This is a genomic window from Streptomyces avicenniae (assembly GCF_000719135.1).
Lineage (GTDB): Bacteria > Actinomycetota > Actinomycetes > Streptomycetales > Streptomycetaceae > Streptomyces > Streptomyces avicenniae.
Window position 1 is genome coordinate 351,030 of the sequence record NZ_JOEK01000012.1, and the last position, 23,387, is coordinate 374,416.

Consider the following 23,387-nt stretch of genomic DNA (forward strand, 5'->3'; position numbering starts at 1 on the left):
GGGGAGGGACACGACGGCTCCTTCAGCGGGCGGCGAGGGGGTTGTCCACCGTGACGTAGCGGGACTGCCCGTCCACGGGACCCTCCAGTTCGTCCAGGCCGTGCAGCCGGGTCAGCAGGTTCGCCTTGCAGCGCAGCGTGCGGGAGCCGAGCAGGTGGGTGACCAGCGGTGAGACGGTCCCGGCGCGCGCCTCGTCGGTGAGGAAGCGCCGCAGGGCGGCCAGGAGCAGCGACTCGTCCGCCAGCCGCTCGGCGCCCAGGGCCCCGACGAGCCCGAGGACGTTGTTGATGCCGAGGTAGTACGCGAACCGCTCGTCGGTGACCGCGTCCGTGACGAACGTGTCGGAGCGCTCGCCGAGCCCGGGCAGCCGCCGCTGGAGGGCGTCGCGGTGCGAGGCGCGGAAGTAGTAGCCCTGGTTGTCGCGGAACCGGCCGCCGACGGGCCAGCCGTCGGCGTCGAGGACGACGAGGGTGTTCTGCTGGTGCGCCTCCAGCGCGATCCCGGCGTGCGCGTCGAGCCACAGCAGCGGGCTGACGACGGCGCGCAGGTAGCGCAGCAGCCACTCCGTGGCCACGGCCCGGCGCCCGCGCCCCGTCCGCTCGGCGAGCCCGGCGACGAGGAGCGCGAGCCGGGAGCGCAGCTGCGTCTCGGGGCGGCCGGGCCAGGGCCGGACGGCGGTCAGCGCGGCCAGGCACGCCACGTCGTCCCTCGCGCCGAACGGGTTGTGCCGCACGAGCGTGTCGAGCCCCTGGACGGGCCGCCCGTCCGTGTCGTCCACGGCGAGCCACGCCGGGTCACGCACGATGTCGAAGCCCGCCCCCTCGGGGAAGGCGGCGCGCCACTCCTGGCCGAGACCCGAGCGCAGCAGCCGGTGGACCTCGACGCCCCGGTGCATCTCCTTCCGCAGGTTCTCGCGGCGGGAGTTGGTGATGCGCAGGGCGAGGGACAGCTTGAGCATCGCCGGGCCGCCCGGCCGGTGGACGGTCCGCACGGAGGAGGTGGGGTACCAGTGCGGGCCGCCCTCGCCGAGGTCGTGGAGCAGCCCGGCGGACAGCAACGCGGCGACGGCGGGGCGGTGCACGACCTCGCGCGCCTGCCACGGGTGGAGCGGCAGCGGGACGGCGTCGCCCGGCAGCTCGCCGGTGAAGGCGTCGGCGGCCATCCGCCCTGCCAGGACGTCGGCGGCGACCGGCGCGCCCCGTTCCGTCCAGGCCGAGTCGCTGGCGAGGACGGACCGGTGCGCCGCGAACCAGTGCAGCCGGAACGAGCCGCGCAGCTCGGGCGAGCAGCGGCGCGCGTCGTCCCCGGCCAGGCCCTCGCGGCTCTTGGGCGTCGGGTGGAGCGCGTGGCCGAGGAGCATCGACTGCTCGGCCTCAAGGAAAGGGTCGCCGTGCGCCGCGGGCGCGGGCGCGGCGCGGCGGTCGGCGAGGAAGACGGCGGTGCGGCGTGCCGAGTCGGCGACGCGTCCGACCAGGTCGGTGGCCTCCGCGGTCCGCTCGTCGGGGGCGGAGCGCGCCGCCCCTTCGCGGCCGAGGAGTGCCGCCACGGTCACGGCGTCGGCGGGGGCGGCGCCGGGGGGTGCCGCGTCGAGGGTGGCGGGCCCGAACCGGTGCAGCCCGGTCGCCGACCAGTAGCGGACCGGCACCCGCAGCGCCGTGCCCGAGGCGGCGAGCGGGAGCCGCAGCACGTCGTCGGCCGGGCGGGCGACGCCCGTCTCGCGGATCCAGCAGCGCAGCAGGTTCTCGACGGCCGCCGCGTCGGCGGCGAGGGCCGGGTCGGGATGTTCGAGGGGGTCGGCGCCGGTCGGCCAGGGCCGCGGCGCGGCGACCCCGGCCGCCTGGACGCCGCCCGGCCCCGACTGACGGGGCACCGCGGCCTCCCTGGGCCGGGGCGCCCGGGGATGGACCGGCCCGCGCTCGCGGCCCGGGGCGCCGTCGGGACGGGAGCGAGCGTTCATCCTTGTCACCTTGTCTGTCATGCCGGTCATCTCCGCGGGGTTCCCCCGTCCGTACCAACGAGCGTGCGGCCCGCCGAACACGGTCGGCGCGAAGATCGTTCACGGCACCACGCGGCAACTGGCGTCCCTGCGCCGGGGAACCGGGGACCCGGCTGCGGCCGTCCACATGGGCGACGGCATAGTGGGGGGCGGTCCTGGCCCACGGAGGCCACCGCGCCGGACGCCGGACGGGCACCACGTCGAAATTGCAACTCAGGGGGAGACGACCCATGTCATCCATACGCAGACGGCCGCGCCGCCGCGCGGCCCTCGTGGCCACCTCCCTGGCCGCGTGTCTCGCGCTCACCGCCACGGCCTGCGGCGGTGGGAGCGGCGACGGCGGGCTGCCGCAGCCGTCGGACGGCACGTCGGCGGATGACGGGGAACCGGGCGCCGGCGGGGGGTCGGACGACCCGGTCCAGGACCTGATCGACAACCTGCCCTTCGACTTCGACATCCAGGCGTGGCTCGACGGCGGCTGGGAGGACTGGGACAGCGACAACTGGCTCAGGGACATCGGCGAGTTCGTCAACCCGATCATCGAGGACCTGTGGGACCCCGAGCGCATGGGCGAGGCGCAGGACCCCGACCAGTCCATCGACGAGGGGCAGATCGAGGAGGACCCGACCCCCGAGACCCCCGCGGAGAACGATCCGATGGGTGACCGCGGCATCACCGACCCGGAGCCCCTGCCGGTCGAGGCCGAGGCCGTGCCGACGCCGTACACGGAGAACGGCGCGCCGATCGGCAAGGTGTTCTTCGACGGTCCCGAGGGCCCGCTGGTCTGCTCGGGCACGGTGATCCAGGACCCGGCGCGCCCCGGTCAGTCCAACCTGGTCGCCACCGCGGGCCACTGCGTGCACGCGGGCGCCGGGGGCGGCTGGTACCGCAACATCTCGTTCGTCCCGGCGTACAACGACGGCGGGCACACCGCCGAGGACGCCTACTCGGGCACCGCGCCCTACGAGGAGATCGCCCCGTACGGCGCCTACTGGGCCGAGTACGTCTCCACGACGCAGTACTGGATCGACAACGGCACCGACAGCGGGGGCAACGGCGCGCACGGCGACTTCGCCGTCATGTCCGTCGCGCCGCTTGAGGAGACCGGCCTGTCCCTTGAGGAGACGGTCGGCGCCGCCGTGCCGGTGAACTTCGACGCCCCCGCCGTCTCGGGCCTCGGCGCCGCCACGCTGTACGGCTTCCCCGCCGCCCCGCCCTACGACGGCGCGGCGATGTACCGCTGCACCGGCGAGCCCGGGCGCCTGTCGCTCGACGCGACGATGCCCGTCATGTACTGGGTCGGCTGCACGATGACCGGTGGCGCGTCGGGCGGCCCCTGGCTGCGCACCGGTGACGACGGCCAGCCCGAGCTGATCTCGGTCAACTCCATCGGCCCGCTGGAGAGCACCTGGCTCGCCGGACCACGGCTCGACGCCGAGGCCCAGGGCGTCCTGGAGCACGTGAGCGCCCAGGCGGAGTGACCTTCCGCCGCAACGCCTCGGAGGCCCGGTACCCGCGAGGGGTACCGGGCCTCCGGCGTGTGGACGGGGGGCGGCTCAGGCGCGCGGCACGGCGTACGGGCTGCGCGCGGTCCCGCCGCCCGGCGCGGGCTCGGACGGGTCGTCCCCGAGCCGGACGACGCGGTTCGCCGCGTCCACGTGCACGACCGTGGGCCGCAGGCGCCGTGCCTCGGCGTCCTCGACCTGCGCGTAGCTGATCAGGATGACGAGGTCGCCCGGCGAGACGAGGTGGGCGGCGGCGCCGTTGATGCCGATGACGCCGGAGCCCCGCGCGCCCTCGATGACGTAGGTCTCGAGACGGCTCCCGTTGTCGATGTCCACGATGTGGACCAGCTCGCCCGGCAGCAGGTCGGCGGCGTCCATCAGATCGGCGTCCACCGTCACCGACCCGACGTAGTGCAGGTCCGACTCGGTCACCGTGGCCCGGTGGATCTTGGACTTGAACATGGTGCGCATCACGAGGCACGTCTCCCGGATCTTCGGTGGGGTCGCGCTCGCCTGGGCGATGCGCGCCTGTCCCTCCATGCTAACCAGCCGCTCACGCGTTCCGGCGGGGGGCGGCGTCCGGGGCACGCGAAGGCCCCGCCGCCACGGGCAAGCCGTGGGGGCGGGGCCTTCGAGGCGCCGTGTCGCTCCTGGTCAGCCGCGCGCGGCCGGGGCGTACGGTTCGAGGAGCGCCGCCAGTTCCTCGTGCACCTGGGCCGTGAGCAGGGTGCCCTCGTCCGTGTGCTCCTCGGACAGGATCTCGCCCTCGGCGTGCACCCGGGAGACCAGCGCCCCCTGGGTGTACGGGACGAGCGCCCGCAGTTCGACGGCCGGGCGCGGGAGCCGCTCGTCGATGAGGGCGAGCAGGTCGGCGATGCCGAGGCCGGTGTGCGCGGAGACGGCGATCGCCTCCTTCTCGGCCCGCATCAGCCGCTGGAGCACCAACTCGTCCGCGACGTCCGCCTTGTTGACGACGACGACCTCGGGGATGTCGTGCGCCCCGACCTCGCCGATGACCGAGCGGACGGCGGCGAGCTGCTCCTCGGGGACCGGGTGCGAGCCGTCCACGACGTGCAGGATCAGGTCGGCGTCACCGACCTCCTCCATCGTGGAGCGGAACGCCTCGACCAGGTCGTGCGGCAGGTGCCGGACGAAACCGACGGTGTCGGTCAGGGTGTACGCGCGCCCGCCGGGCGTCTCGGCCCTACGGACGGTCGGGTCCAGCGTGGCGAACAGGGCGTTCTCCACGAGCACCCCGGCGCCCGTCAGCTGGTTGAGCAGCGAGGACTTGCCCGCGTTGGTGTAGCCCGCGATGGCGACGGACGGCACCTTGTTCCGCTTGCGTTCCTGCCGCTTGACGTCACGGCCGGTGCGCATGTCCGCGATCTCCCGGCGCATCTTCGCCATCTTCTCGCGGATACGGCGCCGGTCGGTCTCGATCTTGGTCTCACCGGGGCCGCGGGTCGCCATGCCGCCGCCACCGCTGGACCCGCCGCCGCCCATCTGCCGGGACAGCGACTGACCCCAGCCGCGCAGCCGGGGCAGCATGTACTGCATCTGCGCCAGGGAGACCTGCGCCTTGCCCTCACGGGACTTGGCGTGCTGGGCGAAGATGTCGAGGATCAGGGCGGTGCGATCGACCACCTTGACCTTGACGACGTCCTCCAGGTGGATCAGCTGCCCGGGGCTCAGCTCACCGTCGCACACGACGGTGTCGGCGCCGCTCTCCAGGACGAGGTCCCGCAGTTCGAGCGCCTTGCCCGAGCCGATGTAGGTGGCCGGGTCGGGCTTGTCCCGGCGCTGGATCACGCCGTCGAGCACGAGCGCGCCCGCCGTCTCGGCGAGGGCGGCCAGCTCGGCCAGCGAGTTCTCCGCGTCGCGCGCGGTGCCCGACGTCCAGACGCCGACGAGTACCACGCGCTCCAGGCGCAGCTGCCGGTACTCGACCTCGGTGACGTCCTGCAGTTCGGTGGAGAGACCGGCGACGCGGCGGAGCGCCGCGCGCTCGTCACGGTCGAGCTGGTCGCCGTCCCGCGCCTCGTTCTCACTCCAGGCGACGTCCTCATCCATCAGGGCGTCGGCCCGGCGCTCACTGGTGCGGCGCTGGTGGTCCTGTGGAAGGGAAGAGAAGGTCAATGCGATCCTTAGAGTCGAGGTCCGCCGGTGGGGCTGGCCGCCGCCGCCGGCTTTCTGCGGGGAGAACGCCGGAAGAGCCCGGAAGATTCCCTTCCGTGCGGGCGTCCCGCCCGGCGGGTTCCCGTGGCGAGGCCCCGGAAAACCGGTGTCCATGGTCGCACGGGGCCCCCGCGGCGTCACCCCGATAAGCATGCCGCGTCCCGGTGAGGCGGGCGGGGCGTCAGCGCGCGTGGGCGGCGCGCGACACGTCGTACACGCCGGGTACACGGCGCATCGCGCGCATCAGCCCCGGCAGCCCTGAGGCGTCGGGGAGGCGCAGCGTGTACGTGTGCCGGACGCGCTGCTGGCGCGGCGGCTCGACCTCGGCCTGGAGCACGGCGGCGCCGTGGGACGCCAGGGCCTCCGTGAGGTCGGCGAACAGCTCGGGGCGGCCCAGGGCCTCGGCGCGCAGGGTGACGCGGCAGCCGATCGAGGCGGACGGCCAGGTGACGGGAAGCGGGGGCCGTCCGTCGCGGATCATCCGGGCGGCACCGGGACAGTCGTCCCGGTGGACGGTGACGGCGCCCCCGCGGACCTGGAAGCCGATGGCGCGGTCGGGCGGCACGGGCGTACAGCAGCGGGCGAGGCGGACCGGGGCGCCCGGGGCGCCGGGGACCTCGGCGGCGGGCTCCTCGGCCGTCTCGACGGGCTCGGGCCTGGCGCGCGCGGGCTGGTGGCCCGGCGTCGTGGCGGGCGGGGGCGGGACGGGGTCGCCGTCCGGCCGCCCGGCCAGCCAGCGCTGGATGGCGATGCGGGCGGCCGGGGTGATGGCGTGGTCGAGCCAGTCGGCGGACGGGCCGGACGAGCCGTCGGGGGCCAGCAGCAGCCGTACGGTGTCGCCGTCGGCGAGGACGGTGCGCAGCCGGGCCAGGCGGCCGTTGACGCGGGCGCCGATGCAGGCGTGGGCGTCCTGGCCGTGCCGGGCGTAGGCGGCGTCGAGGCAGGTGGCCCCCGCGGGCAGCTGGAGCGGCCCTTGGTCGGCCGCCTCGGCGAAGACCGTGATCTCGCGGTCGCGGGCCAGTTCGTCGCGCAGCGCGGTCCAGAAGGTGTCGGAGTCCGGTGCCTGCCGCTGCCACTCCAGCAGCCGTGAGAGCCAGCCCGGCCTGGTGGGGTCGGCGCGCTCGCCGTCCTCGGTGACCGGCTCGCCGTCGGCGGTGCGGTGCGGGTCGCCCAGGGCCACGACGCCCGCCTCGGCGACGCGGTGCATGCGGGAGGTGCGCACCAGGACCTCGGCGACGTGTCCCGAGGCGTCGGCAACCGCCGTGTGCAGCGACTGGTACAGGTTGAACTTCGGGGCGGCGATGAAGTCCTTGAACTCCGTGACGAACGGCGTGAAGCAGGTGTGCAGCTCGCCGAGGACGGCGTAGCAGTCGGCGTCCTCCGCGACCAGGATCAGCAGGCGCGCGAAGTCGCTCGGCCCCGGCTCGCCGCCGCGCTTGAGGCGCGCGCGGTGCAGCGAGAAGAGGTGACGCGGCCGGATCTGCACCTCGGCGGCGATGCCCGCCTCCCGCAGCACCAGGCGTACGGCCTCGGCGACGCCGACGAGCGGGTCGGGCCGCGCGGCGTGCGCGCGCAGCGACTCGCGGGCGAGGGCGTGCTCCTCGGGGTGGAGGACGGCGAAGACGAGGTCCTCCAGCTCGGTCTTGAGGGTCTGGACGCCGAGCCGTTCGGCCAGGGGGATGAGGACGTCCCGGGTGACGCGGGCGATCCTGGCCTGCTTCTCCGGCCGCATGACGCCGAGGGTGCGCATGTTGTGCAGCCGGTCGGCGAGTTTGATGGACATCACGCGCACGTCGCTGCCGGTGGCGACGAGCATCTTGCGGAACGTCTCCGACTCGGCCGCCGCGCCGTACTCGACCTTCTCCAGCTTGGTGACGCCGTCCACGAGGTGGCGGACCTCGTCGCCGAACGCGTCGCGGACCTGTTCCAGCGTCACGTCCGTGTCCTCGACGGTGTCGTGGAGCAGGGAGGCCGTCAGGGTCGTGGTCTCGGCGCCCAGCTCGGCCAGGATGAGCGTGACGGCGAGGGGGTGGGTGATGTACGGGTCGCCGCTCTTGCGGTACTGGCCCCGGTGCGCGGCCTCGGCGAGCAGGTAGGCGCGACACAGGATGTCCATGTCGGCGCCCGGATGGTGGCGGCGGTGGGCCTGGGCGACGTGCTCGATGGCGTCGGGCAGGCGGTGCGGGCGGTCCGCCGGGCCGAACACGGCGGCGCGGCCGAGGCGGCGGAGCCCGAGGACGTTCCGGCGGTGGCCCCGGTCACGGGCCATGCCGCCGGGAGTGGTGGCCTCTGCGCTCATCGGATGGGCACCTCCGCGGTCTGTTGACCGGACCGCGACCCGTTCCCCGTGATCCCCGTGACCCGTGATTCCGCAGCGGCGCCGGTGCTTGATGCTACCGAGCCCATCATGTGACACGGTCCCCCACCGCCCTGGATCACCCGTCCGAGTGACTTATGTCCGGGGAAAAGTGGCCGGAAGCAAGGGGTTTGCGGCTGATATCGATGAGGTTCGGTCAGTTCTGTGCGACGCGCCGTCAGGTGGGGGCAGCTCAGGCGAGCAGCGCGGGGTCGAGCACGCCCTCGGCGACGACGACGGCGGGACCGGTGAGCGTCACGGTGCCGTCCGGGTCCTCCGTGACGCGCAGCGTGCCGCCCGGCACCTCGACCACGTAGGTGACGGGCTGTCCGGTCACCGCGGGGTCCATGCCGTCGCGGCGCGCGGCGGCGACCATCACGGCGCAGGCCCCCGTGCCGCAGGAACGGGTCTCGCCCGAGCCGCGCTCGTGCACCCGCAGCGCGACCCGGCCAGGGGCGCGAGCGACGACGAACTCGACGTTCGTGCCGCGCGGGTACGCGGCGGCGGGCGCCACGCCGGGCGCGTCCGTCAGCGGTCCGGCGTCGTCGAGCCGGTCCACGAACGCCACGGCGTGCGGATTGCCCATGTCCACGTGGCGCGCGGGCCACGTCCGCCCGCCCACCGTGACCGTGACGGACGGCCCGGGGCCCGACGGCAGCGCGGCCGGGCCCATGTCCACGGCGATCTCGCCGTCCGGGGCGTCGTCGGCGAACCGGACCTGCTTGACGCCGCCGCGCGTCGCCACGGCCAGTTCGCCGGTCTTGACAAGCCCTGCACGCCGTAGGTAGCGGGCGAAGACGCGGACACCGTTGCCGCACATCTCGGCGACGCTTCCGTCCGCGTTGCGGTAGTCCATGAACCACTCGGCGCGGTCGGCCATCGCCCGCGCGTCGGGATCGGCGGCGGAGCGCACGACCCGCAGCAGCCCGTCCCCGCCGACACCGGCACGGCGGTCGCACAGCCGCGCGACGGCGGCCGGGGTGAGCGTCAGGAGCCCGTCCGGGTCCGGGATGATCACGAAGTCGTTCTCGGTGCCGTGGCCCTTGAGGAACGGGACGCCGTGGGGCGCCTGGTGCGGTGCGGTGCTCACGGGTCGATCGTAACGGGGGGCCGCCGCGTCAGCGCAGCCCGGCCACCCGCCAGACGGCCAGAAACGCGAAGACGCCGAGGCCCACCCCGTACAGCGCGAGGAGCCGCCAGTCCGGGCGGCGGCCAGAGCCGCGCGGGGGCAGCCCCGGCCAGGTGTACCCGGCGCGGCGGGCCGCCATCATGCCCCAGCCCGCGGCGCTGCACCCGATGAGCAGGCCGAGCATCGCGACCACGGCCCCCGCGTCGTCGAAGGCGAAGGCCAGGGGGAACGCGAACATGAGCGAGCCGAGGAGGCTCAGCAGCACGATGGGCGCGAAGAGCGCGAGGCGCAGCCGCCGGGGCGGGCGCAGGTCGGCGTAGGAGACGTCGGTCCCCTCGGGGCCCTCGCCCGGCGGTTCGCCGTCGGCCGGGGCGTCGTCGTAGCTGTCGGCGAGGTCGGGCTCGGGGTCCGGGTCGTCGGGCAGCAGGGGCGGCATCGACGGCAGCTCCGGCAGGGGCGGGGTTCCGCCGACCGGTGCCGGTGCCGTCCCGTCCGTGTGCTCGCGAGGGCCGGCCTCCATCGCCACGTGCCCTCCCTGCTCCGACGGTTCACGCTCTCTCAGCCTTGGTCGATGATGGCACGCGGGGTGGCCGCGACCGGGCGTCCGGAGCGTCCCGATGCCATCACGTGATCAGGATGTGACCGCCCGTTCGAGCAGCTCCCACGCCCGGTCCACGAGCGTCCCCCGGCTCTCGCGCGCCCCGCTCAGCCAGCGCACGCGCGGGTCGCGCCGGAACCAGCTCTCCTGCCTGCGGGCGAAGCGGCGCGTGGCCCGTACGGTCTCCTGGCGCGCGTCGTCCTCGCCGCACTCGCCGGCCAGCGCGGCGAGCACCTGCTGGTAGCCGAGGGCGCGGGAGGCCGTGCGGCCCTCGCGCAGCCCGGCGCGTTCCAGCTCCATGACCTCGGCGACCAGGCCCGCGTCCCACATGCGGTCCACGCGGGTGGTGATCCTGGCGTCGAGCTCGGGGCGTTCGACGGCGAGCCCGATCTGGAGCGTGCGGTAGACGCCGGGGTCGCCGCCGGGGCCGGGGAGCTGGGCGGTGAAGGGCCGTCCGGTGATCTCGATGACTTCGAGGGCGCGCACGACGCGGCGGCCGTTGCTGGCGAGGATCGCGTGGGCGGCGGCCGGGTCGGCGGCGGCGAGCCGCTGGTGGAGCGCGCCGGGGCCGAGGCGGGTCAGCTCGTCCTCCAGCCGGGCGCGGACGCCGGGGTCGGTGCCGGGGAAGTGGAACGCGTCGAGGGCCCCGCGCACGTACAGGCCGGAGCCGCCGACGAGCACGGGCGTGCGGCCCGCCGCGAGCAGGCGGTCGATCTCGGCGCGGGCGAGGCGCTGGTACTCGGCCACGCTCGCGGTGACCGTCACGTCCCACACGTCGAGGAGGTGGTGGGGCACGCCCCGGCGCTCGGCCGGGGTGAGCTTGGCGGTGCCGATGTCCATGCCGCGGTAGAGCTGCATGGAGTCGGCGTTGACCACCTCGCCGCCGAGCCGCAGGGCGAGGTCGGTCCCGAGGTCCGACTTCCCGGCGGCCGTGGGGCCGACGACGGCGATGACCTGCGGGGCGCGGGCTGCGGTGTTCACGCGGGAAGTCTCGCAGACCGGGCACGCGCTGCTCGAACGAGCGACGTTACGCGGCCGGGTGCGGGTCGTTTGCGGTGCGGGGCCATGCCCGGCCCCGGGGGTCGCACCGCGCGGACGGCGCGCGTGGGACGTACGAGACGAATTCGGGCCGGAGGCGGGTCGAATTCACGACGAAGGAGTGGTCCATGAGCATTTTCGGCTGGTTCCGCCGACGGAACGCGGACGGCGCGCAGGTCGAGGGGGCCGGGGAGGCCGCGGGCGGCGCAGGTGACACGGTGCCGGAGCGCGGCGCGGACGAGGCCGTCGGCATCCCGCGGCAGACCGCGGCGGCGGAGGCCGCGGACAGTCAGGACCAGGAGGCGACGAAGTAACCGACGCCGTAGGGCGCCTCGTCGTGGAGGAGCCGCCCGGCGAGGCCGGTGCCCGCGGCGGCACCGGCCAGCAGCTGCCAGCCGCTGCGGCCGGAGGCGCGCAGCTCCTCGGCCACGGCCTGGTCGATGGCGGCGAGCGCGACCGTGTCCGCGGCCCCGAGGGCGCGCGCGGCGTCGGCGTCGAAACCGGCGGCGCGCTCGTCGTACGCCCCCGGCGCCTTGGCGGAGCGGCAGGCGCTCCCGTCTCCCATCACGAGCAGCGCGACGCGCTCGGGGCCCGCCGCCAGGTCGCGGCCCGCGTCGGCGCAGCGGTCCTGGGCGAGCGCCTCGTCGAGGCCGAGGGCCGTGACGGGGGCGGCGTGCCAGCCGGTGCGGGCGAGCAGCCAGGCGGCGAGGGTGAGGGAGGCGGGCAGGGACTGTTCCCCGTCGGCCCCCGGGGCGTCGCCGAGGGTGACCTCGACGTCCACGCCGAAGCCGCGCAGGGAGCCGCGCGTCCCGGCCGGGAACGCGCCCTGCTGCCCGGGGCCCGCGGGTCCTACCACGGCCAGCCGGTCGGGCCTGGCGGCGGCGAGGACGCCGATGGCGTCGGCGCAGGCCGCGCGGGCGGCGTCCATCTCGGGCGCCGCGCCGCCCGCGACCTCGGGCACGAGCAGCGGCGGGCAGGGGCAGACGGCGGCGGCGACAAGCATGCGTCGCAGCCTACTCAGCGGACGGCGCAGCCGCCCGTCTCCGCGGCGGGCTCGGGCGCCGGGGCGCCGACGCGCGGCAGGCCGAGCATGACGCCTTGGCCCGCGGGCGCGGCCGGGGCGGCGGTGCGCAGCTCCCACGCGTCACCGGCGCGCGTGCGCCGCACGGCCTTGACCCGGCCCTCGGCGAGCAGGTGGTGGGGCGCCGCGTAGGTGATCTCCACGGTCGCGGTGTCGCCGGGCCTGACGGGCTCGTCGGGGCGCGTGAAGTGGACGAGCCGGTTGTCGGGGGCGCGGCCGGACAGGCGGCGCGTGGCGTCGTCCTTGCGGCCCTCGCCCTCCGCGACCAGGACCTCGACGGTGCGGCCGAGCTGCTTCTTGTTCTCCGACCAGGAGATGTCCTCCTGGAGCGCGACGAGCCGCTCGTAGCGCTCCTGGACGACCGCCTTCGGCACCTGCCCGTCCATCTCGGCGGCCGGGGTGCCGGGGCGCTTGGAGTACTGGAAGGTGAACGCCTGCGCGAACCGCGCCCCGCGCACGACGTGCAGCGTCTCCTGGAAGTCCTCCTCGGTCTCGCCGGGGAAGCCCACGATGATGTCGGTGGTGATCGCGGCGTCGGGGATGGCGGCGCGGACGCTGTCGATGATCCCGAGGTAGCGCTCCTGCCGGTACGAGCGGCGCATCGCCCGCAGGACCCGGGACGAGCCGGACTGGAGGGGCATGTGCAGCTGCGGCATGACGTTCGGCGTCGCGGCCATGGCCTCGATGACGTCGTCGGTGAAGTCGCGCGGGTGCGGCGACGTGAAGCGGACGCGCTCAAGACCCTCGACGCCGCCGCAGGCGCGCAGCAGCTTGGCGAACGCGCCGCGGTCGCCGATGTCGGAGCCGTACGCGTTGACGTTCTGCCCGAGCAGCGTGATCTCGCTGACGCCCTCGGCGACCAGGGCCTCGATCTCGGCGAGGATGTCGCCCGGCCTGCGGTCCTTCTCCTTGCCGCGCAGCGCGGGGACGATGCAGAAGGTGCAGGTGTTGTTGCAGCCGACGGAGATGGCGACCCAGGCCGCGTACGCGCTCTCGCGGCGGGTGGGCAGCGTGGAGGGGAACGCTTCGAGGGACTCCGCGATCTCCACCTGGGCCTCGCGCTGGACGCGGGCGCGCTCCAGCAGCACGGGGAGGCGGCCGACGTTGTGCGTGCCGAAGACGACATCGACCCACGGCGCGCGGCGGACGATGGTGTCGCGGTCCTTCTGCGCCAGGCAGCCGCCGACGGCGATCTGCATGCCGGGGCTGGTCGCCTTGCGCGGGGCGAGCTGGCCGAGGTTGCCGTACAGGCGGTTGTCGGCGTTCTCGCGGACGGCGCAGGTGTTGAAGACGACGACGTCGGCGGCGTCGGCGCCCGGGGCGGCCGGGACGTATCCGGCGTCCTCCAGCAGACCGGCCATCCGCTCCGAGTCGTGGACGTTCATCTGGCAGCCGAAGGTCCTGACTTCGTACGTGCGCCTGACTTCCGGCATGCGAGAACCCGATCCCTGTCGCTGCGGTGACCAAAAAACTGCCAGTCCCCAAGTCTACGTTCCGCTGGTAGCTTGCTCGGGTGGCTCCCAGCACCTTCGCACGCCGCCCGTCCCTCCCCGCCTTCCTGCGCCGTAGGCCGGTCGCCGTCCTGCTCGGGGTGGTGGTGACGCTGGCGGTGGCGGCCGGGCTGCTGTGGCGCCCGGTGTTCGCGGGCGAGGACTCGCCGCGGGGCCACGTGCGCGTCAGCACGGGCGTCGCCAGCGGCGTCTACGCCCGGTACGGGCAGTTGCTGAGCAGCCAGCTGGAGCGTGACGCCCCCGGTCTCGACCTGGTGCTGCACCCGAGCCAGGGCTCGGTGGAGAACATCGCGCGCCTCGTCTCGGGCGAGGCCGACTTCGCGATCGCCACGGCGGACACCCTCGCCGCGTACATCGCCGGGGACGGCGAGGGCGCGGACCGGCTGCGGGCCTGCGCGCGGCTGTACGACGACTACATCCAGCTCGTCGTGCCCGCCGCGTCCGAGGTGGAGTCGGTGCAGGACCTGCGCGGCCTGCGGGTCGGCGTCGGGCAGGACGAGTCGGGGGTGCAGCCCGCCGCGCGTGAGCTGCTGGCCGCGGGCGGTCTCGACATGGAGACGGACATCGAGGCGGTCCGCGAGGGCATCAACTCGATGCCGCGGATGCTGGAGGCCGGGCGGCTGGACGCGTTCTTCTGGTCGGGCGGCCTGCCCACGTCGGCGATCGAGCGCCTCGCCGACTACGCCGCCATACGGATCGTGCCGCTGGGCGACCTGATGCCCGCGCTGACCGCCGACAACGCGCAGAACGCGTACTACCGCTCCGCCGTCCTACCGCCGGACGCGTACCCGCAGGTGTCGAACGACACGGTCGTGGACACCGTCGCGGTGGCCAACCTCCTCGTCACGACCGACGCCGTGGACGACGCGGTGGTCGAGCAGATGACCCGCTCGGTGATCAACGGCCGCGACCGCATAGGCCAGGAGGTCCACGCCGCGCAGCGCGTTGACCTGCGCACCGCGATCTACACCCAGCCGCTGACCCTCGCCGAGGGAGCGCGCGCCTACTACCGGTCGGCCAAGTCCTGACTCCCCCGCGTCCGCCACGAGGCACGGTCCGCCAACGGGCCGTGCCGCATCGGCATGCGCCGGGGTCCCCCACATCCCACCAGGTCCATCGAGGAGTCCAGCCATGCACGACGACCGCCGTCTCGTCGAGAACCGCCTCCGCCGTGTCCTGGAGGAGCGCGTCAGGCCCGCCGTCCACGGCAGCCCGATACCGCTGGACGTCGAGCGCTGGGACGCGCCGGGCGAGCCCGTGCCGGTCGCCGAGGGCCTGGCCGCCGCCTACCGACCGGCCGCCGTCGGGGAGCCGTGGGGCCCGGCCTGGGGCACGACGTGGTTCCGGCTGACGGGACGGGTGCCGCGGGAGTGGGCGGGGCAGCCCGTCGAGGCGCTGCTCGACCTGGGCTTCGACCGCGTGCAGGCGGGTTTCCAGTGCGAGGGGCTCGTCTACCTGCCGGACGGGCGGGCCGTGAAGGGGCTGCACCCGAAGAACGACTGGGTGCGCGTCGCCGACAGTGCCGCGGGCGGCGAGGACGTCCTGCTGCACGTGGAGGCCGCCGCCAACCCCGTGCTGAACGCGGGCGCGGCCACCGGCCTCGGCGACCGGCTGACGGCGGGCGACGCGCCGCTTTACCGGACCGCCCGCCTCGACCTGGCCGTCTTCCGGCCCGAGGTCTTCGAGCTGGTGCACGACTTCGAGGTGCTCGGCGGGCTCATGACCCAGCTCCCGGAGGACGACGCGCGCCGCTGGACGCTGCTGCGCGCCCTCGACCGCGCGCTCGACGCGATCGACCTGGACGACGTGCCCGGCAGCGCCCCGGCGGCGCGCGCCGAGCTGGCCGGGGTGCTGGCCAGGCCCGCCCACGCCTCCGCGCACCGGCTGAGCGCCGTCGGGCACGCCCACATCGACTCGGCCTGGCTGTGGCCGCTGCGGGAGACCGTGCGGAAGGTCGCCAGGACGTCGGCGAACGTCGTGGCGCTCATGGACGACCACCCCGACTTCGTCTTCGCCATGTCGCAGGCCCAGCAGCTCGCCTGGCTGAAGGAGCACCGGCCCGAGATCTTCGCGCGGGTCAGGGAGAAGGTCGCGGACGGGACGTTCGTGCCCGTGGGCGGCATGTGGGTCGAGTCGGACACCAACATGGTGGGCGGCGAGGCGATGGCGCGGCAGTTCGTCCACGGCAAGCGGTTCTTCCTGGACGAGTTCGGCATCGAGACGCGCGAGGTGTGGCTGCCCGACTCGTTCGGCTACACCGGCGCGCTGCCGCAGCTGGTGAAGCTGTCGGGCTCGCAGTGGTTCCTCACGCAGAAGATCTCATGGAGCCAGGTCAACGCCTTCCCGCACCACACGTTCTGGTGGGAGGGCATCGACGGCACGCGGATCTTCACGCACTTCCCGCCGATCGACACGTACAACGCGGAGCTGACAGGCGACGAACTGGCGCATGCGCAGCGGAACTTCCGCGAGAAGGGCCGCGCCACGCGGTCGCTGGTGCCCTTCGGCTTCGGTGACGGCGGCGGCGGCCCCACCCGCGAGATGCTCGCGCGGGCCCGGCGCGTGCGGGACCTGGAGGGGTCGCCGCGGCTGGAGATCGAGCCGCCGGAGGCGTTCTTCAGGGCGGCGCACGAGGAGTACGGCGCCGAGGCCCCCGTGTGGGTCGGCGAGCTGTACCTGGAGCTGCACCGGGGCACGTACACGTCCCAGGCCAAGACCAAGCAGGGCAACCGGCACAGCGAGTCGCTGCTGCGCGAGGCCGAGCTGTGGGCGGCGACGGCGGCCGTGCGGGTGCCGGGCTACGCGTACCCGTACGAGGATCTCGACCGGATCTGGAAGACGGTGCTGCTGCACCAGTTCCACGACATCCTGCCCGGCTCCTCGATCGCCTGGGTCCACCGCGAGGCGCGCGAGACGTACGCCCGGGTACGGGACGAGCTGCTGGCGCTCGTGGACACGGCCCAGCGCGCGCTGGCGGGCGAGGGCACGGACACCGTCGTCTTCAACGCGGCGCCGCACGCGCGGGGCGGCGTCGAGGGCGGCGGCGCGGCCGTCCGCGAGGGGACGGGGGACGCGCCGACGGTCGCCGCGCCGCGCGAGGGCGGCGGCTTCACGCTGGACAACGGGCTGCTGCGCGTCACCGTGGACGGGCGCGGCCTCGTCGTCTCGGCGGTGGACCTGGCGGCCGGGCGTGACGCGATCGCCCCGGGCACGGCGGGCAACCTGCTCCAGCTCCACCCCGACCTGCCGAACCTGTGGGACGCCTGGGACGTGGACGAGTTCTACCGGCACCGGGTCACGGACCTGGTGGACGTCGCGTCGCTCACCCTGGCCGCGCCGGACACGGTCGAGGTGACGCGCGCGTTCGGCTCCTCCCGTGTGGTGCAGCGGCTGACGCTGCGCCCCGGTGCGCGGGCGCTGGAGATCGAGGCGGACATCGACTGGCGGGAGCGCGAGAAGATCCTCAAGGCGGCGTTCCCGCTGGACGTGAAGGCCGACGTGTCGGCGGCCGAGACGCAGTTCGGGCACGTGGAGCGGGCCACCCACACGAACACGACGTGGGAGGCCGCCAAGTTCGAGATCTGCGCGCACCGCTGGCTGCGCGTGGGCGAGCCGGGCTGGGGCGCGGCGCTGGTCAACGACTCGACGTACGGCCACGACGTGACGCGCGACGTGCGTGCGGACGGCGGGCAGACGACGACGGTGCGGCTCTCGCTCCTGCGCGCCCCGCGCTACCCGGACCCGGAGACCGACCAGGGCACGCACCGCCTGCGGTACGCGCTGGTGCCGGGCGCGACCGTCGCGGACGCCGTGCGGGAGGGCCACTGGATCAACCTGCCGGAGCGCGCCGTCACGGGCGCCCGCGCCGTCGCGCCGCTGGCGGGGGTGGAGAGCGCCTCGGGGGACATCGTGCTGGAGACGGTGAAGCTGGCGGACGACGGCAGCGGCGACGTCGTGCTGCGGCTCTACGAGGCGTCGGGCGGCCGGGCCGCCGGGACGCTGCGCGCGGGCCTGCCGCTGGCGTCGGTGACGGCCACCGACCTGCTGGAGCGCCCGCTCGGCGGCGACGCGGACGCCCCGGCGTACGAGGCGGGCCCCGGCGGGGACGTGGCGCTGGCGCTGCGGCCGTTCGAGATCCTCACCCTGCGCCTGTCGCCTGCCGGGGACCGCTGACGACGGCGGCGGGGCCTGAGCGCTCGGGCCGGTTCCTCGGCACGTCCACGGTGACCTTGAGGCCGCGCGGCTCCGCGTGCGCGTAGCTGATGCGGGCGCTCCCCGCGGCCAGCAGGGCGCCGACGATGGACAGGCCGAGGCCGGAGCCGCCGACGTTCTGGTGCCGCCCGCTGCGCCAGAAGCGGCGGCCGATCCGCTCCAGCTCCCCGTCGTCGAGGCCGGGGCCCGTGTCGGTGGTCTCTATGCGCACGTGGTCGGCGGACGAGGACACCATGACGGTGACCTCGCCGCCCGGCGGCGTGAACTTGAGGGCGTTGTCCACCACGGCGTCGAGGGCGCTGGACAGGCCGACGGGGTCGGCCCAGCCGGTGACCGCGACCGGCCCGCCGAGCATCAGGTCCACGTCCTTCTGGTCGGCGACCGGGCGCCAGGAGGCGACGCGCTCGGCGACCAGCGCGGCCACGTCGGTCAGCCGCAGGTCGGCGGCGCTGTGCTCGGCGAGCGCGAGGTCGAGCAGCCCGTCGAGGACCTTGGCGAGCCGCTTGCCCTCGGTCTTGACCGAGGCGATCTCCTCGTTGCCCTCGGGCAGTTCGAGCCCGAGCAGGTCGATCCGCAGGAGCAGGGCGGCCAGGGGGTTGCGCAGCTGGTGGGAGGCGTCGGCGACGAAGGCGCGCTGCTGTTCCATGACCTCCTCGACGTTGTCGGCCATCTCGTTGAACGAGTGGGCGAGCCGACGCAGCTCCGGCGGCCCCCCGGCGGCGGCGACCCGGGCCGTGAGGCGCCCGGTGGCGATCTGGTGGGTGGCCCTGTCCAGCACGCGCACGGGCCGCAGCACCCAGCTGGTCAGCCGGACGGCGGCGAGCACGGCGAGGAGCATCGCGGCGGCCTCGCCGACGGCGATGGGCAGCCAGCTCGCCAGGATGCGCGAGCGCAGCGGCCCGGTCGGCGACTCCGTGACGACGACGGCGATCACGTCGCCGTCGCGTATCACCGGCGAGGCGACGACGAGCGTGCGGTCGGTGTCCCAGGGCCACACCTGGCTCGGGCCCTGGCTGCGGCGCCCGGCGAGGGCCTCGGTGAACTCCTCGCCCAGCGTCCCGCCGGGCGGCTCCCAGTCCCCCGGGGCGACGGCCAGCGGCTGCCCGTCGCGCTGGAAGACACCGGCCTTGATGCCGTACACGTCGTGGTAGATGGCCAGGTCCTCCTCCAGCGCGGTCTGCGGCGGACGGCCCGCGGGGGGCACGTCCGTGGCGCTCTGGGCGAGGGAGGCGAAGCGGGCGGTGTCGTCGATCCGATCGACGACGACGCGCTGCTGCTCGTCCCTGGCCTGGCTCGCGGCCAGCGGGATGCCGAGGGCGAGCATGACACCGGCCATCAGGACGATGAGCAGGGGGAGAAGGCGTGAGCGCATGAAGTGGGGGCCCGGGGTCAGGCGGCGGGAACGGCCAGGCGGTAGCCGACGCCGCGTACGGTCTCGACGAGCTCGGGCCGCCGCAGCTTCGACCGCAGCGAGGCGATGTGCACCTCAAGGGTACGGCCGGTGCCCTTCCAGTTCGTCTGCCAGACGTCGCTGATGATCTGCTCACGGCGGAAGACGACCCCGGGGCGCTGGGCGAGCAGGGCGAGCAGGTCGAACTCCTTGCGGGTGAGCGCGATCTGCTGCCCGTCCACGGACACCTGGCGGGTGGCCAGCTCGACGGTGATGGGTCCGAGTGAGAGTACGCCCTCCCGCCCGTCGGGCGCGGCGGTCTCCTCCTCGGGGCCGGTGCGGCGGGCGACGGCGTGGATGCGGGCGAGCAGCTCCCCGGTGTCGTAGGGCTTCACGACGTAGTCGTCGGCGCCGAGGTTAAGACCGTGGATGCGGGAGCGGATGTCGGCACGCGCGGTGACCATGATGATGGGGACGGCGGTGATGCGGCGGATGCGTCCGCACACCTCGAAACCGTCCACGTCGGGCAGGCCGAGGTCGAGCAGGACGACGCCGAAGGTGCGGGTGCGGAGGTGGGCGATGGCCTCCTCGCCGCCGCGGGCGCGCGTCACGTCGAAACCGTGCCGCGTCAGTACGGCGACCAGGGCGGCGGCGACATGCTCGTCGTCCTCGACCAGCAGCAGTCTCATGCCCCGTGCCCTCCTCTTCGCTGGTACACGGCTCCCTGTAAGACGCATCCACGCGGATGTTCACCACCCGCGTCAAGGGGGGTAGGAGGAGGGGAACGCTTCCGTTACGCGACGCTCACCTGCGGTCCGGCGATGATCACTTTCCGCTACGAGACCGCGATCACATCGTGATGCTCAAGTTCCGCTCAGATCTGCTGACGCTGTGTCGGCGCGCTGGCTAGTGTCCCGTCCCAACCGACGAGGACGGAGCAACGCACGATGAGCGACGCGGCGCTGATCAAGAAACCGCAGGATGTCGCACCCCTGGCGGAAGACCTGGTCGTCCTGAGCGATGTGAACAAGCACTACGGTGCACTGCACGTGCTCCAGGACATCAACCTGACCATCAAGCGCGGCGAGGTCGTCGTCGTGATCGGTCCTTCCGGTTCCGGCAAATCGACTCTCTGCAGGACCATCAACCGGCTGGAGACGATCGACTCCGGCACGATCACCATCGACGAGAAGCCGCTGCCGGAGGAGGGCCGTCAGCTGGCCCGCCTGCGCGCGGAGGTCGGGATGGTGTTCCAGTCCTTCAACCTGTTCGCACACAAGACGGTTCTCGAGAACGTCATGCTGGGCCCGATCAAGGTCCGGCGGGAGAACAAGACCGAGGTCGAGGCGCGGGCGCGTGACCTGCTCACGCGGGTCGGCGTCGGCAACCAGTGCGACAAGTACCCCGCACAGCTCTCCGGCGGCCAGCAGCAGCGTGTGGCGATCGCCCGCGCGCTGGCGATGAAGCCGAAGGTGATGCTCTTCGACGAGCCCACCTCCGCGCTGGACCCGGAGATGATCAACGAGGTCCTCGAAGTCATGCGGACGCTGGCCGAAGAGGGCATGACCATGGTTGTCGTCACCCATGAGATGGGCTTCGCCCGGTCCGCGGCCAACCGCGTGGTCTTCATGGCTGACGGGCGGATCGTCGAAGAGGCCGACCCCCACCAGTTCTTCGACAACCCGCAGAGTGACCGGGCCCGGGACTTCCTCTCGAAGATCCTCGCCCACTAGGGCCGGGACCCCGGCACCTTTCTTTCGCACGATCATTCAGACACAGAAGGACACAGAGCACTCATGAACTTCCGTAAGGCAAGCGCGCTGGCCGCTTCGATCCTCGCCCTCTCCCTGACCGCGACCGCCTGCGGTGGCGGCGGTGACGACGAGGACGGCGACGGTGGGGGCAGCGGCGGTGGCGGCGGCGAGAGCATCACCATCGGCATCAAGTTCGACCAGCCGGGCCTCGGCCTGAAGACCCCGGACGGGGACTTCGCGGGCTTCGACGTGGACGTGGCCACGTACGTCGCCGGTGTGCTGGGCTACGAGCCCGAGAACATCGAGTTCGTCGAGGCGCCCAGCGCCGAGCGCGAGAACCTGCTCAGCCGCGGCGACGTGGACTTCATCGTCGCCAGCTACTCGATCACGCCCGAGCGCGAGGAGAGCGTCTCCTTCGCCGGTCCGTACTTCCTGGCCCACCAGGACCTGCTGATGCGTTCCGGCGAGGCCGTCTCCTCCGTGGAGGAGATCAACGACCTCACCCTGTGTTCGGTCACCGGCTCCACCTCGGCGCAGAACGTGCAGAACGACTTCGCGCCGGACGCCGACCTCTTCGAGCGGGGCACCTACTCGGAGTGCCTGACCGGTCTGGAGAACGGCCAGGTGGACGCCCTGACCACGGACGACTCGATCCTCGCCGGTTACGCGGCGCAGGAGCAGAACGTGGGCAAGTTCGAGCTGGCCGGTCTTGAGCTGAGCGACGAGAACTACGGCATCGGCATCCCGAAGGACGACACCGAGCTGCAGACGCAGATCAACGACGCGATCCAGCAGATGGTGGACGACGGTTCCTGGCAGCAGGCGATCGACGAGAACTTCGGCCCCGCGAACTACGAGACCGAGCCGGCCCCGGCCATCGCCGCGACCAGCTGATCCCCTCCAGGTCACCCGGTGGCGCGCCGCCCGCGCGGCGGCGCGCCACACCCCCCGTACCTTCTAGTCGAGACTGAGAGATTCCGTGTTCGACTTCCTCGATCTTGAGCGGTATGACCTCTTCGGGGTGTTCTGGACGACGATCCAGCTGACCGTCTACTCGGCGATCGGTTCGCTCATCTGGGGCACGATCCTGGCCGGCATGCGCGTCAGCCCCGTGCCGATCATGCGGGGCTTCGCCACCGTGTACGTGAACCTGCTCCGTAACACCCCCCTGACCCTGATCATCGTCTTCTGCTCGCTGGGCCTGAACCAGACGCTGGGTGTGACGATGTTCACCGACGGCGACCCGGAGCCGACCAACTTCCGGCTCGCGGTCCTCGGCTTCATCGTCTACACCGCCACCTTCGTCTGCGAGGCCATCCGCTCCGGCATCAACACGGTGCCGGTCGGGCAGGCCGAGGCGGCCCGTGCCATCGGCCTCCCCTTCACCCAGGTGCTCGGCACGATCGTGCTGCCGCAGGCGTTCCGCGCCGTGATCGCGCCCCTGGCCAACGTCCTCATCGCCCTCACCAAGAACACGACGGTCGCCGCGGCCATCGGCGTGGCCGAGGCGTCGCTCCTCATGAAGGAGATGATCGAGAACGAGGCCCAGACCATCCCGATCGCCCTGGTGTTCGCCTTCGGGTTCATCATCCTCACCCTGCCGATGGGGCTGTTCCTCGGCTGGGTGGCCAATCGCATGGCGGTGAAGCGATGACCAACCTGTCCGTCCTCTACGACGCCCCGGGCCCTCGCGCGAAGCGCCGTAACGCGGCGCTGGCCGTCCTGTTCATCGTCGTGCTCGGCCTGCTGCTGTGGGTGACGATCAACGCCCTCAACGACAAGAACCAGCTCGACGCCGAGAAGTGGGACCCCTTCGTCACCGACTCGCGCGTCTGGTCCACGTACCTGTGGCCCGGCCTCCAGGAGACCCTGAAGGCGGCCTTCCTCTCGCTCGTGATCGCGCTCCCCCTCGGCGCGATCCTGGGCATCGGCCGGCTGTCGGACCACTGGTGGATCAGGCGCCCGTGCGACGTGGTCGTCGAGTTCTTCCGCGCCCTCCCGGTGCTGCTGCTCATGCTGTTCGCCAACGAGGCGTACTTCCAGTGGTCGGACGTGGACCGCGAGGTCAGGCCGCTGTACGCCGTCGTCACCGCCCTGGTGCTCTACAACGCCTCGGTGCTGGCGGAGATCGTCCGCGCGGGTGTCAAGTCGCTCCCCAGCGGCCAGCAGGACGCCTCCCGTGCGATCGGCATGCGCAAGGGCCAGACAATGGTGACCATCCTGCTGCCGCAGGCCGTCACCGTGATGCTCCCGGCGATCGTGAGCCAGCTCGTCGTCATCGTGAAGGACACGACGCTCGGCGGTGTCATGCTGGGCTTCGGCGAGCTGCTGAGCAACGCCCGCCTGGTCTCGACGAACTACTCGAACACCATCGCGGCGTACGCCGTCGCGGCGGCGATCTTCATCGTGCTGAACTTCCTGCTCACCTCCTTCGCCTCCTGGCTGGAGAAGAAGATCAGGCGGGGCAAGCGCAACCCGGGCGCCTCGGTGACGGGCGAGCCCAGCGGCCTGGAGCCCACGGCGCCGTCCTCCATGACGGTGACGGCCTCCGCGGGATCGGCCGCCTGACACGCGGGACAGGACGGCTCCACGTTGTCTCCTGATCGACTTGACGCGTGATCACCGACTGGGTTGCACTACGT

General features: G+C 73.4%; 19 protein-coding genes. 8 read left to right on the forward strand and 11 right to left on the reverse strand.

Features of this window, described 5'->3' with window-relative positions; all coding sequences use genetic code 11:
• Positions 1-22 precede the first annotated feature (22 nt).
• Entirely contained in the window at positions 23-1,957 is a 1,935-nt protein-coding gene (locus IF27_RS21855; protein ID WP_420822037.1) for an IucA/IucC family protein, read from the reverse strand.
• Positions 1,958-2,226: 269 nt separating this feature from the next.
• On the opposite strand from IF27_RS21855, the gene IF27_RS21860 reads away from it, so the two are divergent.
• Positions 2,227-3,477, forward strand: a complete 1,251-nt coding sequence (locus tag IF27_RS21860; protein WP_052851387.1) for a trypsin-like serine peptidase — start codon at positions 2,227-2,229, stop codon at positions 3,475-3,477.
• Between the two features lie 75 nt (positions 3,478-3,552).
• Here IF27_RS21860 and panD read toward each other — a convergent pair whose 3' ends face one another.
• The 6 genes from panD to miaA form a co-directional block, all read right to left on the reverse strand.
• Positions 3,553-3,975: an aspartate 1-decarboxylase gene (gene panD / locus IF27_RS21865; protein WP_052851448.1), complete on the reverse strand. Its 423-nt coding sequence runs from the start codon at positions 3,973-3,975 to the stop codon at positions 3,553-3,555.
• A 180-nt stretch (positions 3,976-4,155) separates the two neighbouring features.
• Positions 4,156-5,637, reverse strand: coding sequence for a GTPase HflX (gene hflX, locus IF27_RS21870; RefSeq protein WP_052851388.1), 1,482 nt, complete (start codon positions 5,635-5,637; stop codon positions 4,156-4,158).
• Positions 5,638-5,857: 220 nt separating this feature from the next.
• Positions 5,858-7,975 (reverse strand): RelA/SpoT family protein, encoded by a 2,118-nt coding sequence (locus IF27_RS21875; RefSeq protein ID WP_052851389.1) that lies wholly within the window; start codon positions 7,973-7,975, stop codon positions 5,858-5,860.
• A gap of 250 nt (positions 7,976-8,225) precedes the next feature.
• On the reverse strand, positions 8,226-9,122 hold the full coding sequence (dapF, locus tag IF27_RS21880; protein ID WP_052851390.1) for a diaminopimelate epimerase: 897 nt from the start codon (positions 9,120-9,122) through the stop codon (positions 8,226-8,228).
• Between the two features lie 28 nt (positions 9,123-9,150).
• Positions 9,151-9,681 carry a hypothetical protein gene (locus IF27_RS21885; protein ID WP_052851391.1) on the reverse strand — a complete coding sequence of 177 codons (531 nt, stop codon included), beginning with the start codon at positions 9,679-9,681 and terminating at the stop codon, positions 9,151-9,153.
• A 111-nt stretch (positions 9,682-9,792) separates the two neighbouring features.
• Positions 9,793-10,740 carry a tRNA (adenosine(37)-N6)-dimethylallyltransferase MiaA gene (miaA, locus tag IF27_RS21890; protein ID WP_052851392.1) on the reverse strand — a complete coding sequence of 316 codons (948 nt, stop codon included), beginning with the start codon at positions 10,738-10,740 and terminating at the stop codon, positions 9,793-9,795.
• Positions 10,741-10,925: 185 nt separating this feature from the next.
• Between miaA and IF27_RS21895 the strand changes: the two genes are divergently transcribed.
• Positions 10,926-11,111, forward strand: a complete 186-nt coding sequence (locus IF27_RS21895) for a hypothetical protein (protein WP_052851393.1) — start codon at positions 10,926-10,928, stop codon at positions 11,109-11,111.
• Here IF27_RS21895 and IF27_RS21900 read toward each other — a convergent pair.
• Together IF27_RS21900 and miaB are read right to left on the reverse strand one after the other, a co-directional pair.
• On the reverse strand, positions 11,087-11,800 hold the full coding sequence (locus tag IF27_RS21900) for a class III extradiol ring-cleavage dioxygenase family protein (RefSeq protein WP_052851394.1): 714 nt from the start codon (positions 11,798-11,800) through the stop codon (positions 11,087-11,089). The two genes, IF27_RS21895 and IF27_RS21900, sit on opposite strands and share 25 nt — an antisense overlap.
• Before the next feature lie 14 nt (positions 11,801-11,814).
• Positions 11,815-13,311 (reverse strand): tRNA (N6-isopentenyl adenosine(37)-C2)-methylthiotransferase MiaB, encoded by a 1,497-nt coding sequence (gene miaB, locus IF27_RS21905; RefSeq protein WP_052851395.1) that lies wholly within the window; start codon positions 13,309-13,311, stop codon positions 11,815-11,817.
• 80 nt (positions 13,312-13,391) lie between these two features.
• On the opposite strand from miaB, the gene IF27_RS21910 reads away from it, so the two are divergent.
• Together IF27_RS21910 and IF27_RS21915 are read left to right on the forward strand one after the other, a co-directional pair.
• Positions 13,392-14,417: a TAXI family TRAP transporter solute-binding subunit gene (locus IF27_RS21910; protein WP_052851396.1), complete on the forward strand. Its 1,026-nt coding sequence runs from the start codon at positions 13,392-13,394 to the stop codon at positions 14,415-14,417.
• A gap of 103 nt (positions 14,418-14,520) precedes the next feature.
• The gene (locus IF27_RS21915; RefSeq protein WP_052851397.1) at positions 14,521-17,562 is read left to right on the forward strand and encodes an alpha-mannosidase; all 3,042 of its coding nucleotides are present in this window, start codon (positions 14,521-14,523) and stop codon (positions 17,560-17,562) included.
• On the opposite strand, the gene IF27_RS21920 is transcribed toward IF27_RS21915, so the two are convergent.
• Positions 17,528-18,973: a sensor histidine kinase gene (locus tag IF27_RS21920; protein WP_052851398.1), complete on the reverse strand. Its 1,446-nt coding sequence runs from the start codon at positions 18,971-18,973 to the stop codon at positions 17,528-17,530. The two genes, IF27_RS21915 and IF27_RS21920, sit on opposite strands and share 35 nt — an antisense overlap.
• A gap of 17 nt (positions 18,974-18,990) precedes the next feature.
• On the reverse strand, positions 18,991-19,680 hold the full coding sequence (locus tag IF27_RS21925; RefSeq protein ID WP_052851399.1) for a response regulator transcription factor: 690 nt from the start codon (positions 19,678-19,680) through the stop codon (positions 18,991-18,993).
• Between the two features lie 315 nt (positions 19,681-19,995).
• On the opposite strand from IF27_RS21925, the gene IF27_RS21930 reads away from it, so the two are divergent.
• From IF27_RS21930 to IF27_RS21945, 4 genes are all read left to right on the forward strand, one after another.
• Positions 19,996-20,724: an amino acid ABC transporter ATP-binding protein gene (locus tag IF27_RS21930; RefSeq protein ID WP_223291157.1), complete on the forward strand. Its 729-nt coding sequence runs from the start codon at positions 19,996-19,998 to the stop codon at positions 20,722-20,724.
• Between the two features lie 63 nt (positions 20,725-20,787).
• Complete coding sequence (locus IF27_RS21935; RefSeq protein ID WP_052851401.1) at positions 20,788-21,639, forward strand: glutamate ABC transporter substrate-binding protein; 852 nt, start codon at positions 20,788-20,790, stop codon at positions 21,637-21,639.
• An 85-nt stretch (positions 21,640-21,724) separates the two neighbouring features.
• A complete protein-coding gene (locus IF27_RS21940) occupies positions 21,725-22,399 on the forward strand; it encodes an amino acid ABC transporter permease (RefSeq protein WP_052851402.1) in 675 nt (224 codons plus the stop codon).
• Entirely contained in the window at positions 22,396-23,313 is a 918-nt protein-coding gene (locus IF27_RS21945) for an amino acid ABC transporter permease (RefSeq protein WP_052851403.1), read from the forward strand. The genes IF27_RS21940 and IF27_RS21945 overlap by 4 nt, the downstream gene beginning before the upstream one ends.
• Positions 23,314-23,387 lie beyond the last annotated feature (74 nt).